Origin of the sequence: Paucilactobacillus vaccinostercus DSM 20634 (assembly GCF_001436295.1) — a bacterium.
GTDB classification, from domain to species: Bacteria; Bacillota; Bacilli; order Lactobacillales; family Lactobacillaceae; genus Paucilactobacillus; species Paucilactobacillus vaccinostercus.
In genome coordinates this window covers 35609-49501 of sequence record NZ_AYYY01000029.1, presented here as the reverse complement: position 1 = coordinate 49501, position 13893 = coordinate 35609, and the positions used below count along the sequence as shown (strand labels likewise).

19 protein-coding genes are annotated in these 13893 nt (G+C 45.8%); 11 read left to right on the top strand and 8 right to left on the bottom strand.

Features of this window, described 5'->3' with window-relative positions; genetic code table 11:
- Positions 1 to 35: 35 nt before the first annotated feature.
- Genes FC26_RS07270 through FC26_RS07260 form a run of 3 tightly spaced genes read right to left on the bottom strand, consistent with a single transcriptional unit; the run spans position 36 to position 2519 of the window.
- Positions 36 to 1184: an MFS transporter gene (locus tag FC26_RS07270; RefSeq protein ID WP_157061107.1), complete on the bottom strand. Its 1149-nt coding sequence runs from the start codon at positions 1182 to 1184 to the stop codon at positions 36 to 38.
- 22 nt (positions 1185 to 1206) lie between these two features.
- The gene (locus tag FC26_RS07265) at positions 1207 to 1848 is read right to left on the bottom strand and encodes a L,D-transpeptidase (protein WP_057779223.1); all 642 of its coding nucleotides are present in this window, start codon (positions 1846 to 1848) and stop codon (positions 1207 to 1209) included.
- Between the two features lie 11 nt (positions 1849 to 1859).
- Positions 1860 to 2519, bottom strand: coding sequence for a phosphatase PAP2 family protein (locus tag FC26_RS07260; protein ID WP_057779221.1), 660 nt, complete (start codon positions 2517 to 2519; stop codon positions 1860 to 1862).
- 209 nt (positions 2520 to 2728) lie between these two features.
- Here FC26_RS07260 and FC26_RS07255 point away from each other — a divergent pair, with 209 nt between their 5' ends.
- The 4 genes from FC26_RS07255 to FC26_RS07245 all read left to right on the top strand — a co-directional run bounded on the left by FC26_RS07255 (position 2729) and on the right by FC26_RS07245 (position 5091).
- The gene (locus FC26_RS07255) at positions 2729 to 3448 is read left to right on the top strand and encodes a M57 family metalloprotease (protein ID WP_164478250.1); all 720 of its coding nucleotides are present in this window, start codon (positions 2729 to 2731) and stop codon (positions 3446 to 3448) included.
- A 21-nt stretch (positions 3449 to 3469) separates the two neighbouring features.
- Complete coding sequence (locus FC26_RS07250) at positions 3470 to 3730, top strand: hypothetical protein (RefSeq protein WP_057779219.1); 261 nt, start codon at positions 3470 to 3472, stop codon at positions 3728 to 3730.
- A gap of 160 nt (positions 3731 to 3890) precedes the next feature.
- Positions 3891 to 4040, top strand: coding sequence for a hypothetical protein (locus FC26_RS12915; protein ID WP_164478249.1), 150 nt, complete (start codon positions 3891 to 3893; stop codon positions 4038 to 4040).
- Between the two features lie 199 nt (positions 4041 to 4239).
- Positions 4240 to 5091 (top strand): Cof-type HAD-IIB family hydrolase, encoded by an 852-nt coding sequence (locus FC26_RS07245; protein ID WP_057779217.1) that lies wholly within the window; start codon positions 4240 to 4242, stop codon positions 5089 to 5091.
- 49 nt (positions 5092 to 5140) lie between these two features.
- On the opposite strand, the gene FC26_RS07240 is transcribed toward FC26_RS07245, so the two are convergent.
- Positions 5141 to 5977, bottom strand: a complete 837-nt coding sequence (locus FC26_RS07240) for an aldo/keto reductase (protein WP_057779215.1) — start codon at positions 5975 to 5977, stop codon at positions 5141 to 5143.
- A gap of 373 nt (positions 5978 to 6350) precedes the next feature.
- Between FC26_RS07240 and FC26_RS07235 the strand changes: the two genes are divergently transcribed.
- Both FC26_RS07235 and FC26_RS07230 read left to right on the top strand, forming a co-directional pair.
- Positions 6351 to 7328: a ketopantoate reductase family protein gene (locus FC26_RS07235; RefSeq protein WP_057779213.1), complete on the top strand. Its 978-nt coding sequence runs from the start codon at positions 6351 to 6353 to the stop codon at positions 7326 to 7328.
- Positions 7329 to 7512: 184 nt separating this feature from the next.
- A complete protein-coding gene (locus FC26_RS07230; RefSeq protein WP_057779210.1) occupies positions 7513 to 8130 on the top strand; it encodes a sugar O-acetyltransferase in 618 nt (205 codons plus the stop codon).
- A gap of 59 nt (positions 8131 to 8189) precedes the next feature.
- Here the strand turns inward: FC26_RS07230 and FC26_RS07225 are convergent, their stop codons facing one another.
- Positions 8190 to 8600 carry a peptide deformylase gene (locus FC26_RS07225; RefSeq protein WP_057779208.1) on the bottom strand — a complete coding sequence of 137 codons (411 nt, stop codon included), beginning with the start codon at positions 8598 to 8600 and terminating at the stop codon, positions 8190 to 8192.
- Between the two features lie 95 nt (positions 8601 to 8695).
- Here FC26_RS07225 and FC26_RS12740 point away from each other — a divergent pair, with 95 nt between their 5' ends.
- Both FC26_RS12740 and FC26_RS07220 read left to right on the top strand, forming a co-directional pair.
- Positions 8696 to 8860: a hypothetical protein gene (locus tag FC26_RS12740; RefSeq protein WP_157061105.1), complete on the top strand. Its 165-nt coding sequence runs from the start codon at positions 8696 to 8698 to the stop codon at positions 8858 to 8860.
- Positions 8861 to 8900: 40 nt separating this feature from the next.
- Positions 8901 to 9227, top strand: coding sequence for a DMT family transporter (locus FC26_RS07220; protein ID WP_338045559.1), 327 nt, complete (start codon positions 8901 to 8903; stop codon positions 9225 to 9227).
- A 56-nt stretch (positions 9228 to 9283) separates the two neighbouring features.
- Here FC26_RS07220 and rpsN read toward each other — a convergent pair whose 3' ends face one another.
- Positions 9284 to 9553, bottom strand: a complete 270-nt coding sequence (gene rpsN, locus FC26_RS07215; RefSeq protein WP_057779204.1) for a 30S ribosomal protein S14 — start codon at positions 9551 to 9553, stop codon at positions 9284 to 9286.
- Positions 9554 to 9887: 334 nt separating this feature from the next.
- Here rpsN and FC26_RS07210 point away from each other — a divergent pair, with 334 nt between their 5' ends.
- Positions 9888 to 10943, top strand: a complete 1056-nt coding sequence (locus FC26_RS07210) for a YdcF family protein (protein ID WP_057779202.1) — start codon at positions 9888 to 9890, stop codon at positions 10941 to 10943.
- A gap of 84 nt (positions 10944 to 11027) precedes the next feature.
- Complete coding sequence (map, locus tag FC26_RS07205; protein ID WP_057779201.1) at positions 11028 to 11822, top strand: type I methionyl aminopeptidase; 795 nt, start codon at positions 11028 to 11030, stop codon at positions 11820 to 11822.
- A 151-nt stretch (positions 11823 to 11973) separates the two neighbouring features.
- On the opposite strand, the gene FC26_RS07200 is transcribed toward map, so the two are convergent.
- Both FC26_RS07200 and FC26_RS07195 read right to left on the bottom strand, forming a co-directional pair.
- Positions 11974 to 12300: an AzlD domain-containing protein gene (locus tag FC26_RS07200; protein WP_057779199.1), complete on the bottom strand. Its 327-nt coding sequence runs from the start codon at positions 12298 to 12300 to the stop codon at positions 11974 to 11976.
- Positions 12287 to 12994 carry an AzlC family ABC transporter permease gene (locus FC26_RS07195; protein WP_057779198.1) on the bottom strand — a complete coding sequence of 236 codons (708 nt, stop codon included), beginning with the start codon at positions 12992 to 12994 and terminating at the stop codon, positions 12287 to 12289. Before FC26_RS07195 ends, FC26_RS07200 begins: the two co-directional genes overlap by 14 nt.
- Positions 12995 to 13152: 158 nt before the next feature.
- Here FC26_RS07195 and FC26_RS07190 point away from each other — a divergent pair, with 158 nt between their 5' ends.
- A complete protein-coding gene (locus FC26_RS07190) occupies positions 13153 to 13875 on the top strand; it encodes a DUF554 domain-containing protein (RefSeq protein ID WP_235809484.1) in 723 nt (240 codons plus the stop codon).
- Positions 13876 to 13893 lie beyond the last annotated feature (18 nt).

The window sequence follows — 13893 nt, the reverse complement described above, 5'->3', positions numbered from 1 at the left end:
AAAAAAGATCTCGCAAGCTTTTTGCGGGATCTTTTTTACTCGTGAATTGCAGTAACCGTTGCGTTCATCAGCCCAATGGCCACGACCGTCATGATAAACAGGCCAAATAGATATAGGGGAAACAGCCAGGTGCCAAATAATTGGGCCAAAAAGCCGAAGACGGGCGGCATGATCATAATACCGAGGTACGATGCGGCCATCTGGGTGCCCATGACGGCGGCCGAATTGGTTTTTCCGAAGATTAGCGGGGTCAGGTAGTTCATGTTAGGATAAACGACGCTGTTACCCAAACCAATGAGAAATAGGCCAGCAGCCGTCCATGGACTGGCAACCCCCGCAATCCCCATGATGACGATCACCATGCCAACACGAATGATTGTCCAACTTTTGACGTGGGTGGAAATTAGCCCCGCAATAAAGCGTCCGCTGGTAATACCGACGTAGTAGAGCGTGACGACCAGTGCGGCCGTTGAAGCACTCAGATGACGTGAGTTAACAAGGAAGGTACCACCCCAAATACCGCATGTCATTTCCAGCGCGGTGGAGCCGATGAAGATGAGCCAAGCCCACCAGGCAGTTTTGAGTTTGGCAATTTCGGCTAGGGAGAGCGTTTTGACTGGTGTGGTGGTGTTGACAGGGGATGTAGGTTTCGGCCAACGTGGTAGCGATGTCCAAATAATGATGGCAATCACCATTTGAATGAGCATGGCCGCGATGTAGCCGTGTCGCCACTGGTGACCATAGCGCAGCGCAAATGACATCAGCACGGGGCTAATTGAAACGCCAATGCCGTAGAAGCAGTGAAGAAAATTCATGTGGATGGCGCGATAGTGCAGTGAGACGTAATTATTGAGCGCAATGTCGATGGACCCGGCACCGAGTCCGAGGGGAATAGCTGCTAGACACAGCGTCCAAAGGTTGCCAGAAAGTGCGAAACCCAACAACGAAACGGCGGTCAAAAAGGTGCTGACGGTGGCCACTTTGGCGGTCCCGAATCGGTGAATAACGCGGGCACTGATTAGACTGGAGATCACTGTGCCACACGAGACTAGGATAGTCAGTAAGTTTGCGGCTGAGATGGGTAAGTTGAGTTGTCGATAGATGGTGGGCCAAGCGGTCCCGAGAAGTGAATCCGGGACGCCGAGTCCGATAAAGGCGATATAGATGACAATTAAGACGGGCATAATTTCCTCGCTTCGATAAGAGTTAGTGGATAATGACTTTCATGCCGTAGGGGACGTTTTCGTAAACCCATTTGGCATCGGGAATTGTGAGTTGCACGCACCCATGAGAGACGGGGCGTTGACCAATTTGATTGGCAATATTGACGATGTAGTCACCGTTTTGGTTGACGGGGACGGTATGAAACAGGTATTCACCGTGGTTAAGCCAAGAGACGTAGTAGTTAGCGCCCTCTTGCTCCGACGCGTTGTAAAAATGTAAGCCGCGTTCCGCTTGAATCGTGTATGTACCACGAGGAGTGGCGTTATTTTTACCGGTGGCACAGTACATGGTGTAAAGCACGTGATTATGGTCGGCCGCGTTTCGAATGTAGACACGCTGAGCCGCAATATTAACATCAAAATATACCTGTGGATAATTGGCAAGTACAGGATAGGCCTGCTTTTCAGATGGTGCGCGCCAGTTCACCGTGGTGGTCGCTGATGACTGGTGTTTGACCGTTGCCTGACGGGCTGATTTGTTAGAACTGGTCTGTTTTTGATACAGGGCCTGAGTTCGTTGCACGCTTTGGGAATGGTGCTTGGTGCTGATGACATGACTCCCCCAAACACAAATTAGGCCGAGCAGTAAAATAATAATCAGATTAATCTTAAATTTAGGTTTCATAATTTTCCGTCCTAGTTAAAATCGGAGTGACGAAAAATGGTCAGGTTTTGTAACCGGGCGAACCAGTTGAGGTAAATGGCCTGGGCAACCTGACCCCAGATATAGGTGAGTAGAAGGGTTCCAACCATGTCGATGGGAAAGGCGGCGTTCATTCGAATCCGCGCCAGGGCCACCAGAAGGCAGAGCGCAATCATGAGAATGGTCAATAACCACCGGTGCCAGTTTTCAGTAATCCATGGGAAAACGGCAATCCAAACGAGATAGCACAACAACACGACGGTGAAGAAATGGTGACTCGGAAAACTAGCACTTGTTAAGGTTGCCGAATGAGCGGCTGGCCGTGGTCGAGCAACCCACCAACGCAAGACGACAAACCAGAGCTGGCCAATGAAGTATGTTCCGAGAACCCAAGTTGCGATGAGTTTATGCTTAAACCCCCAGAGAAAAAACCACAGCGCAACGGCGTAAATGCCACCCATAATGGGGTTGGCGAGGGCTGAAAAGAGCTTATTGAAAAGCGTTGTTCCCTGCGCAGCCAAGTGAGTTTGAAGATGGGCGTCCCAATAAACTAGCGCGTAAGAATCGTACTTTAGTAGCGCGATAATAATTAGTAAAATGAGCGTGGCAATGGTAACGTTAAGCCATCGATCACGGTTAGCGGTGATGTACATGTGGCTGACCTCCCAAACTGAGTTTCTTAGGTCTATTTTACCGCGTTCAATCTTGGAATTGGAGATATTTTGATTTTCGTGCGATAAAAGAATAAATAAACCGTTAAGTTTGATGGTGATCATCTGAAAAGATTGACGGTGACTAGGGAAACTGATTAAGATAGTGTCACGACGATGGCGGAAGTAACAAGAAGGAGTGGAAATAGGCAGTGAGGCTGAGTACAGGACTGACATGGATAGTATTAGCGGGCGTTGCGGTAGCTATTTATCGCGATCCTCAGTTAAAAACGTTGCCGGCGACTTGGCTGACGGAAGCGCAGCAGATGATTACCAGTCATCAGGCCACCCAATCAAGTGATCAGACGGCGGATACGACATCTTCGACTACCAGTAGTAGTGCGTCATCGTCAACCTCGACGAGTAGCACAACAGCTAGTAGCGATGCCACCCCAATTGAGTCAAACGTTCAGGGAAAAACATTAGCGACAACCTATTATTATCACTTTAAAGATAATGTACCGACGGCCGTTCGGCAGGAATTTGAGCGGGCGGTGGCGACCTATAACCAAACCGGGATTGTGAAGCTGGTGGCTGGGACCGGAACGACCAAGCAAAATCAAATCACTTTTTTTGTGTACCATAAGGCAGTGGATCAGCAGACTGCACAGACGATTGAGCTAGGATACGGCGGCCCCAATATTATTGAACAAACGGGCTGGGGTGCCTATACCGCAAACCATGCGAAGGCGGGCATCAACGTGGACTATTCGGCATCAATCAAACAGTCGGTGGCGACGCATGAACTGGGACACGCGCTTGGCTTAGATCATAGTACGAGTACCACCTCGGTCATGTATCCGGTCGATCAAGGGGTCACCACACTGTCTACCGCGGATATTAATGCGTTGAAATCAATCTATCAAAATTAGAATGGAAGGAATTAAAGCAAAATGACAATGTTAGTAGCACCACTCGCAATGGCGAATGCGGGAAAAATTGGTGTCGCGGCCGGGATACTCGTATTTGCAATTTTGTTCATCAAACTAATCATGGGATTTATCCGATTTTGTTTTCGGCATCCGATTATTTTTATCCTACTACTGGTCTGTGGTGGATTAGGACTTGCATTTAACGTATTATTGGCGGGCATCTTGATTCTGGCAGTCCTCATTGGTGGCGGTCTGGCGATGTTTCTGGGTAATTTTAACTAATAACTTAATTATATTAATCAATTAATCAGTGATGAACCGTCAGGGTGGACTTTTGACTTAACTAAGTAAAAAGATCCACCTTTTTTGTGAATTGTACTATCGTACGTATTTACCTGACGCCATGAAAACGATAAAATACGTACAAAGGGGATGATCACTGGTGGAAAAGAAGAAATTTACAACAACCCTAGATGGCGATCTCATCAAACAGTTAAAGATTGTTGCGGTGGAACAAAATACTAGTGTTGCAGGCATCTTAGAGCAATTAATTAAGGAATACTTGACGAAGCAACCAACTCATTTATATTAAACCTATCCAGGAATTTAACTTATGTATAAACTGGATAAACTGGGGATGACTACAAATGATTGTCAAGGCGGGTGAAGCGGATCGAGCTGAGTTTCGGTGCGCTTTTTTTGCGGCCATTTGTTTGACCCTTCTCTTTTGGATTTGATATGATGGTCCAGTAATGTGTTGGCAGCACAGGTTTGATAAGAGAGGGAGTAACATGACAATTAAAATGATCGCCGTCGATATGGATGGCACGTTTTTGCGTGACGATGATCAATATGACGTTCGACGGTTTAATCAGCAGTTTGCGAAATTGCGGCAACTTGGGATTCGGTTTGTCGCTGCTAGTGGATCGCAGCGACAACGACTTCAAAGTAAGTTTTCGGCTGTGGCCGATCAGATGGATTTCATCTCTGAGAATGGGTCGATCGTGTATTCTGATGGTCAATTGTTGGCGGTAGAGACGATTCCGCAGGAACTGTTGCAACAAGTACAACAGCTCGTTAAGACGGACTTTAATGTGCCACTAGCAACGACGGTGGTTTCTGGTGCCCGGAGTGCGTATGTTGATCAACAAGAATCACCGACGATTTTCAAGATTAAACAGCGTTACTATAACGAATTGACACGGGTTGATCATATTTTAGACGTGTCGAGTAGGCGTTTAGATGATCCCATCGTGAAGCTGGGGATTTGGTTTAATGCTGACGTCGATTTTGCCGCACAAACGAAGCGCGTGAAGCAGGCGTTACCGGCGAAACTGGAAAGCCTCGCATCGGGATTCAATACGGAATTAATTGGTCTTAGAGGTGTTAATAAACGAACGGGAATTGCGCACTTGCAGGCGAAGTATCGCATTCAAGATGACGAAGTGATGACGTTTGGAGATAACGAAAATGATGTGGCGATGTTGGAAATGACACCATACGGGTACGCTATGCAAAATGCGCACCAGTCGGCAAAGGCCGCAGCACATCATCTGGCACCGGATAATAATCGTGATGGCGTTTTAGATGTTATTGATCAAGTGATTGCTGATGCTCAGGAAGATGAAGAGCAAACTGCGTAATAAAAAATGCACGTCATCCGGTTAACTGGAGGCGTGCATTTTTTTGAGATTAAATAACCTTGAGCGGTGTTTTGCGTGTCGGCCGAGGAAAAGCCTGATCAATGACGGCCAATTCCTGTGGCGTCCAAGTGACGGCTTGAGCCGCAATATTGGCCTGAACATGGTCGATAGAACTGGCCTTGGGAATCGCCAAGACATCATTATTACGTAATACCCAAGCGAGTAATAGTTGATGAACAGTGATTTGCTTGGCCCGTGCGAGTTCCGCCAGTGCATCGGGAAGGTGAATCTCCTGACCGTCGCCCGAACCAAACGGAGAATAGCCAATTGTCGCAATACCCTGATCCTGATGGTAGGGCAATAGATCATACTCGATACCGCGTGAATCGAGGTTGTATAGGACTTCATTGGTACTAATTGTGGCCGAAGGCATGGTGAGATGCGCCATCCGTAAATCGGCCGTGTCAAAATTGGAAACACCGTATTGCTTGATTAGGCCTTCGCGTTGTAGTGTCTGCAGTCCCTGCAACGTTTCCTTGATGGGAGTGTCGCCCGGCCAATGAAGTAAGTAGAGATCAAGGTAGTTGGTTTGAAGCCGCTGCAGGCTGTTTTTGAGGGCGGTTCGCATCGTATTAAGGGTTGCGTGCCACGGATAAAATTTAGAAATCAGAAAAAGCTGTTCGCGTTGATAGGGAATAATGGCCTGGCCGACAAGGGACTCAGCCGCACCTTGACCGTACATTTCGGCGGTGTCGATGACGTTGATACCGTGCTCAATGCCGTAGCGAAGCGCGGCAATCTCCTGTGTACTTTGTTGGGCGTCCCCTTCGCCCAGATACCAAGTTCCCATGCCTAGATTAGACACCGATTGTGACCCGATTTTCATTCGAATACCCCTCTCTCATTGATTAAATTAACATCAGCCTAGTACAGGAGGTGCCAAAATACAATTCAAAACGTCTAGGATTTGGTAAAGGTAATTTAGCAAGCCATCGGAAGGGGGATTCTGGAGTAGGAAACTGGTGCTAGCGATTAATAATGCGCCGATTAGTAAGTTGAATGATCGTCTTAATAGTGGCTGGAATTAAGGAATTAACTCAATTCTAATAATATAACTATAAATAAGTTGTTACTTATAACTAAAAGTATATAAACTTATCAATTATGGCAAAATACATTGACTTTTCTCATTTTTATAGGAAAATAATGAGTGACTGATTAAACTTTTTTAATGAGTCATTACTTTAGGGGGTAGGATAATGAAGTTTACTGTCATTGGATCAGGCGCGATGGGTTTGCTCTATGGAATTTTGTTGAAGGACGCCGGTAACGAAGTCGATTTTGTGGACGGCTGGAAAGACAATGTTGAAAAAATTCGTGAGCAGGGTGGCGTATATGTGTCCCGTGACCACGAAGATAAGCACCTTGTGGATATCGACATTTACTATCCAGAAGAGTACCAGGGTAATCCGGACTGTTACATATTTTTCACGAAGCAAATGCAACTGGCAGAAATGCTAGAACGCTGTGCACACTTCTTTAAACCAACCCAATATGCATTTACCTGCATGAACGGGATGGGACATATCGAAAAGTTAGCTAAGTATTTTGAACCACAGAAGTTGATTGCGGGGACCGCTTTGGTTGCCACGGTGCTTAATGGTGCTGGGGATGTTGATTTTATCGGTAAGCGCGGTGCTGGCTCAATGAACTTAGCCAACTATACGGAAAAACCGGACGAATTCACGCATCAATTAGTGACCGAATTAGAAAAAGCGCAGTTCCATCCAACGCTGACAACCAACTTTGCCGGAACCTTGTTGGCAAAAGTGGTCTTCAATTCGGTGGTTAACACGATTTGCACGATGTTCGAAATGACCATGGGTGAGTATGCCGCGTACGATGGTGCCGAAGAGATGGCACGTCAGTTGATTGATGAAGCCTACGATGTCTGTGAACGAGACGGGGTTAAACTGATCAACACGCGTCAAGACGAAGTAGCTAGCATCATGTATGTTAGCAAGGAGGCGATGCCCCTGCATTATCCATCAATGTATCAGGATATGCATAACTATCGGCCAACCGAAGTGGACTACATTAATGGCTACCTCGTCAAAATCGGTCGTCGGCATAACTACGATGCCAAGACCCATGCCTTTTTAACTCACGAAGTTCATTTAGCCGAGTTAGGAAAACAGCGGGAATTAAAGCAACAGCAAGGGGAGACTGGAAGCTGATTGTAAAAACTAAAAGGGACGAAAAAACTTTTTCGTCCTTTTTAGTTTGTCTGCCGGGAAATATTGGTTTAAATCATCAAATAAATTTTAATATAGGAAAAATTATCCGGATAAATTTATTAAACCGCTTACTTATTTGTGATAAGATAAAAAGCAATAACGAAACCGTAAGGGAGTATTGCAAATGAGTAAACGACCAGCAGATCCAAACGTAGAAGAATTGCTAAAAAAAGATATATTTGAACGAGTTGCCGATGGGGATTGGTATCAATATGGGCATGAGCCAAAAATGCAAGCCATTGTTAAACGAAGTGCTCAAATTGTGCAGCAGATCAATGATGTGGCAAAAACTGACATTGAGAAGGCCGACCAGATGGTACGAGATTTTTTGCCAAACATTGAAGCGGGCGTTGATATTTATTATCCAATTTGTTCTATTGAGCATCCTAATAACCTCTATATTGGAGAGGGAACATTCATTAACGCAAATCTTCAAATATTGAGTGCCGGTAAAATTACGATTGGCAAGCACTGCTTTATTGGCCCAAATTGTCAGCTTTACACACCGAACCATCATCCTTCGAATGTTAAATTACGTCGTGAAGGTTGGCAATACGATCGACCAATCACAATTGGGGATGACTGCTGGTTCGGCGGCTCGGTGATCTTATTACCTGGTGTTACACTGGGTGACAATGTCGTCGTTGGCGCCGGTAGTGTGGTTACCCATGATTTACCAAGTAACGTGGTAGCGGCGGGTAATCCAGCTCGAATTATTAAGCATACGGATACAGAAGATTAGTTTTCTTCAATCTTAAAAGGGCCATGACAATCGTCATGGCCCTTTTGGGGAAATGTTCCTTAAATCAAAATGCCCTCACAGTGGTCGAGTTCGTGCTGGATGATTTGAGCGATCCAGTCCGTGAAGGTCTGTTGCTGTGGCTGAAACTGCCGATCGAGATAGCTAACGGTAATGGATTGGTAGCGCGTGGTCGTTTTTTGTCCACTGATTGAAAGACAACCCTCCGTCACGGAATGGGGATTGGCGCGGTGTGTAATTTTTGGATTGACCAGTGGAACGGCAAAGGGTCCCATTTGAACAACGATAATGCGCTTGTTGATGCCAATCATGTTGGCTGCCATTCCGACGCAGTCATCGTGATGGGCGGCTAAGGTGTCGAGCAGATCGGTGATGATCTGGCGATCCGCAGTAGTGGCCGGGTGGGCCTTTTGAGCTAGAAACGTCAGATCGTGGTTGATGGGTTTAATCATGGTAAAACCTCAATTCGTGTTATTTGCCCCAGTATAGCATAATTTGTGACGATGAATCTGGTATGATAAAGGGGAAACTAAGGGGGATCGTTGTAATGAACATACAATCAAAGGATATTGTAAATGGTATTACAACTGGGATTGCGATCGCGGTTGTATGCGGGATTTTAACCAAGAAATGGCCGCTCAGTATTGGGGTCGGGATTGTGGCAGGCGTCGCAGAAGTGGTAATTAGTCATTTCAGTCACCGCCAAAAGTAGTATGATATTCTCCGAGAACATTTGAAACAACGGAGATGGTATGATGGGATACTTATATTTAGGTCTGGCGGTAGTCGGCGAAATTGCTGGGACTAGTTTTTTGAAATACTCGAACGGCTTTAGTCATCTGTGGCCGAGTGTGGGAGTGGTTGTCGGGTATGTCATGTGCTTTTACTTCCTATCACTCGCTTTTCGTAGTATTAATTTGAGCATTGCCTACGCCATGTGGTCAGGAGTGGGGACGGTTGTCATTACCCTCATTTCAGTATTTATCCTACGCGAGTCAATCAACTTAGCCAGTGTGATCGGTATTACCCTCATTTTACTGGGAAGTATTATTTTGAACCTGTTTGGTTCAGCGCATTAGAAATAAAAAAACAGCAGGTTATACCCCGTTGAAGGAGCATAACTTGCTGTTTTTGATTACCAACTTGCTTTTTTGACGCCTGGAATTTGACCAGCGTGGGCGTATTCCCGAAAGTTAAGTCGTGACATGTTGAACTTCCGCATGTAACCACGAGGACGACCATCTAGGACATCGCGACGGTGCCGGCGTGTAGGCGAAGCATTACGAGGAAGCTGGCTGAGTGCAGCGTAGTCGTGATTAGCTTTAAGTTCCTGACGAAGGGCTGCGTACTTTTCGATTGTAGCGTCAATTTTTTGTGCTTTGGCAATTTTTGATTTTTTAGCCATTTTGGTTCTCCATTCTAAATTGGTGTGGGTTGGGTTAATAGTGGTACCTAGGGTCAATCCGGGCCGAACAAGGTGGACCGTGATTGTTACAGATTTTTAAAACAGGTCCTGTTTGATGACGAAACCTGTCAGTCACCGCCGAAGTCGTGACTAGTCTACCAGAAGTTGTGGCCGAATGGCTAGTAATGTGTCCTGATATTCTCCACTATAACGGAAAAAGTAATGAATGTAAATAGTAACTATTACTATTTAAAAGCAACTTGGACATAGTGCTATACAACAATGCGAGAAATCGGTAGAATTTGAATGAGATAATAATGGAGGAGTGGCAAAAATGAGTGCGTGGTTATTTGGTGGTAGCTGGGCGTTAGTCGTAGTTGTACTAGCGTGTTTAGCATTAAGTATGAGAACGAATAAGGTCCGGTTATTAAATGGGGTGTTAGGAAACTTGCTGCTAGGATGTATACTAGTGGCCCTGAGTGCAACGGTGTTGTTTTTGCATAACCGAGCGTTCACGGTTGTTTTCTTGGTGATGATGGCGTTGGTTGTGATGACCATCATTTTGATTTACGTCTTTTTGGGCGTGATTCTACTCATCAATGCCGCGATTGTTTGGCGTAAGGAAAGTCACACGATTCCGAATATGCTGACGTTATTTCTAGGATTGTTAATTGTGCTCAGTCCGTTTATTTTTGGCATATTAAATCGAATTTTTCCCAGCTTAGTTGTGCAACTGATTTCGAATGTGGTGGACGTTGTCGTGCTCTACGCTGTTTTCTGGTTTCTCTGTTTTATGACGTCGTTTTTCCTATCCCGGATTTTTAAACCCAGTTTGGACAAGGACTATATTATTGTATTAGGGGCGGGGTTACGACAGGGGCGGACCGTGTCCCCATTATTAGCCGCACGGGTTGACCGCGCAAAACAATTTCGTGATCTACAACTTGCCAAAACGGGTCGGGGCCCCATTTTAGTGATGTCTGGTGGTCAAGGGGCGGACGAAAAGGTGCCGGAAGCGCAGGCCATGATGGAGTATGCGGAATCAATTGGAGTGCCACGCGATCAAATTTTGATGGAAAACCGCTCAACGAATACTTTGGAAAATATGCGGTTTTCTAAACAAATTGTGAGTGATCATCAACTCGATCTCACAAAGGGGCTGTTTGCGACAAGCGACTATCATACGTACCGCGCAGCCGGTTACGCCCGCTATGTCGGGTTAAACATTGATGGTTTGGGTGCTAAAACCAGTAACTTCTTTATTCCTAACGCTCTAATTCGGGAATATGTCGCGATTTTGCTGGGACATAAATGGTTCCACGTCGTGATGGTAGGCGTGCTGATGGTGTTGGCGGTCGGGTCCACGATCTACACCACGCTGGTCCACTAAGGTTTCCAACCACGATAGGAACAACTTTGTGGTACACTAATAGCTGGTTAGTGAAGTTCAAATTAACATGGGAGATGCAAAATCGTGATCACACTTAAATCACAACGTGAGATTGATGGCATGGCTAAGTCGGGTGCTATTTTGGCTGGCATGCACATCGGATTACAAGATATTATCAAGCCTGGTGTTTCAAGCTGGGAAATTGAAAAGTTTGGCCGTGAATATATTGAAAGTCACGGTGCGATTCCCGCCGAAATGGGATTCGAAGGATACAAGTATGCTACTTGCGTCTCAATTAATGATGAAGTCGCCCATGCGGTTCCTCGCCGTGGGTTGATGCTCAAAGAAGGCGACATTGTGGCGGTGGATACCGTTGTGAACTGGCAGGGATACATGAGTGATTCGTGCTGGACGTTTGCGGTGGGTGAAATTTCGCCAGAACGCCAACGGTTGATGGATGTGACAAAGAAGTCGTTGTATCTGGGAATTGATCAGGCTGTGATCGGTAACCGGATTGGCGATATTGGTTACGCAATTCAGCATTACACCGAAGAAGAAATGGGTTGTGGGGATGTCCGCGAATTAATCGGGCATGGCATTCAACCAACGATGCATGAACGTCCAGATGTGCCGGCATACGGCGAACCAGGCCATGGTTTGCGGCTCAAAGAAGGTATGACGATTACGATCGAACCCATGATTACGACGGGCGGCTGGGAGATCAAGTCGAAGACGGCACCGAATGATAAGTGGGAATACTACGTTACGGAAGACGGCTCGGATTGCGCCCAGTATGAGCATACGATTGTCATTACAAAGGATGGTCCTAAGATTCTAACGAGTCAGGATCCAGAATTTGATAAGAAGTATTTGTTGTAATAGAGCGTGAGCGGGCACGGTTAGATGCCGTGGTATAAGGAAAAAGCGCCATTAATTGCGGGTTTGCAATTAGTGGCGCTTTTTCCTTATACGATAGGCGTCTGTGCCCGCGAGTGAAGTATGAAAAAAACGGCCATTTCAACCGCCCAAACTACATTAGCCAGCGAACCACGGCTAAAGAAATAATGCCAATGACCACGATAACCAGTAAACTCTTCGTAATAACGGCACCGATCACCGTTGGAATGGATGCGAAGAAATTTTCATAGTTGATACTTGGCAGGTGACCTAAATTTTGATGGAAAAGATTTTCAAACCAGAGCGCGGCCATGATTACGATCGGTACGAATGATAAAAATTCAATGATGGCGGGCGATAGTTGGTACTTTTTGAGGATGATAAACGGTGCAACGCGTGACAGCCACGTGGCGAGACCGCACCCAACAATGGTCAGTAAAATAAAGCTAGAAGAAGGCATGTTTAAGCACCACCCCACACCCGCACCCGATTAAGGTGACGAGTAAAATTAATAGATTACTAGGAACGAAAATGAGACCGACGTAGATTAGAATCAAAGTCAGCGTAATGACCATGACTTGCAGAAGCCGGTTAAGGGAACGATCCGAAATGACTTGCAAGTACAACAGACCGATAAACATGGCAACGAGGGCAAAATCCAGGCCAATCTTTTCTGGGTTTTGGATGAAGTTACCCAGTAGCGCGCCCACCAGAGAAGCGACGTTCCAAGTTAAATAGGCGATAAAATTGGCGGTATTAAACCAGGTGAAGCTCAGTGTGTCACCGGTATAATTACGTTTGTTCATCCCCAACGCAAAGCTTTCATCCGTCAAAAGCGTGCCGATAACGATGTTTTTGAAGAGCGATTCATTGTTAAAGTAACGGGCCACAGTGGTACTCATCAGGATCATGCGCGAGTTAACCAGAAAGATAGAAAAAACAATCGATAGGATGGGACTATGTGTGGCCAGCATGCTGACCGCGACGAATTGGGCGGAACCTCCATATGTAATGGCAGACATTAAAAGTACTAAAAGTGGATTAATTCCCGAGGCACGGGCAACAATCCCGAACGCTAAGCCGATACCAATATAGCCAAAAACCGTCGGTAGGGTATCTTTGACGGCGGTTGTGGCGTCGAGCCGATTATTCATGGTAAAACCTCCTCGTACAAAGAGCAATGAAAAACAGTATTAGATCTATTTTATGGGGCAACGAAGGGGATGTCAATCTTAAATTTTCATGAGGAAAAGTACTTTTATTATTGATGCTAGATAGTATAATAATTAGGATACTATGAGAGGAAGTGTTAGTGATTTACATAGTGGGAACAGGAACATTTGTCAATACCGGTGCAATTGTGGTCGGTGGCGTACTGGGGTACATATTTCAACGATTGTTGAAGCAAAGTTTACAAAAATCGATTATGCAGGCAATCGGGGTTGCCGTTGTGTTTATCGGAATTAGTGGAACGTTGGCACAGATGCTGGTCGTTCACGGCACCCAGATTGAAACGACGGGGATTTTGATGGCCACGATTTCACTCACGCTTGGGACATTGATTGGTGAGTTGATCAATATCGACGCACAGTTTGTGAAGCTTGGTCAGTGGCTGCGGCAAAAAGTGGGATCGGGGAGTGATTCACGGTTTGTGGACGGCTTTGTGAGCGCGACGTTAACGGTCTGTGTGGGGGCAATGGCCATTATTGGCCCGATTCAAGATGCCTTGCAGCACGATCCCAACATGCTATTCACGAAGGCAATTTTGGATGGGGTCATTATTGCGATTTACGCGGCAACGTTTGGATTAGGAGCGGTGTTCAGTGCACTGCCGGTGTTTGGTTTTCAAATGACGATTACGTTATTAGCCACGCTTATCGCCCCATTATTATCGACGGCCATGACAAATGGAATTTCATTGGTGGGATCGATGATGATTTTTTGTATCGGCCTTAACTTGCTATTTGACATGAAGATTCGGGTTGCCAATATGCTACCAGCCATCTTAGTGGTGGTCTTATACGCCGCCATTTAAAAAGAGATTATCGCACTT

Excerpts from the sequence above, each read along its gene's own strand:
- FC26_RS07270 (WP_157061107.1), bottom strand. The coding sequence starts at position 1,184 with ATGCCCGTCTTAATTGTCATCTATATCGCCTTTATCGGACTCGGCGTC.
- FC26_RS07265 (WP_057779223.1), bottom strand. The coding sequence starts at position 1,848 with ATGAAACCTAAATTTAAGATTAATCTGATTATTATTTTACTGCTCGGC.
- FC26_RS07260 (WP_057779221.1), bottom strand. The coding sequence starts at position 2,519 with ATGTACATCACCGCTAACCGTGATCGATGGCTTAACGTTACCATTGCC.
- FC26_RS07250 (WP_057779219.1), top strand. The coding sequence starts at position 3,470 with ATGACAATGTTAGTAGCACCACTCGCAATGGCGAATGCGGGAAAAATT.
- FC26_RS07245 (WP_057779217.1), top strand. The coding sequence starts at position 4,240 with ATGACAATTAAAATGATCGCCGTCGATATGGATGGCACGTTTTTGCGT.
- FC26_RS07240 (WP_057779215.1), bottom strand. The coding sequence starts at position 5,977 with ATGAAAATCGGGTCACAATCGGTGTCTAATCTAGGCATGGGAACTTGG.
- FC26_RS07235 (WP_057779213.1), top strand. The coding sequence starts at position 6,351 with ATGAAGTTTACTGTCATTGGATCAGGCGCGATGGGTTTGCTCTATGGA.
- FC26_RS07230 (WP_057779210.1), top strand. The coding sequence starts at position 7,513 with ATGAGTAAACGACCAGCAGATCCAAACGTAGAAGAATTGCTAAAAAAA.
- FC26_RS07225 (WP_057779208.1), bottom strand. The coding sequence starts at position 8,600 with ATGATTAAACCCATCAACCACGATCTGACGTTTCTAGCTCAAAAGGCC.
- FC26_RS12740 (WP_157061105.1), top strand. The coding sequence starts at position 8,696 with ATGAACATACAATCAAAGGATATTGTAAATGGTATTACAACTGGGATT.
- FC26_RS07220 (WP_338045559.1), top strand. The coding sequence starts at position 8,901 with ATGATGGGATACTTATATTTAGGTCTGGCGGTAGTCGGCGAAATTGCT.
- rpsN (WP_057779204.1), bottom strand. The coding sequence starts at position 9,553 with ATGGCTAAAAAATCAAAAATTGCCAAAGCACAAAAAATTGACGCTACA.
- FC26_RS07210 (WP_057779202.1), top strand. The coding sequence starts at position 9,888 with ATGAGTGCGTGGTTATTTGGTGGTAGCTGGGCGTTAGTCGTAGTTGTA.
- FC26_RS07200 (WP_057779199.1), bottom strand. The coding sequence starts at position 12,300 with ATGCCTTCTTCTAGCTTTATTTTACTGACCATTGTTGGGTGCGGTCTC.
- FC26_RS07195 (WP_057779198.1), bottom strand. The coding sequence starts at position 12,994 with ATGAATAATCGGCTCGACGCCACAACCGCCGTCAAAGATACCCTACCG.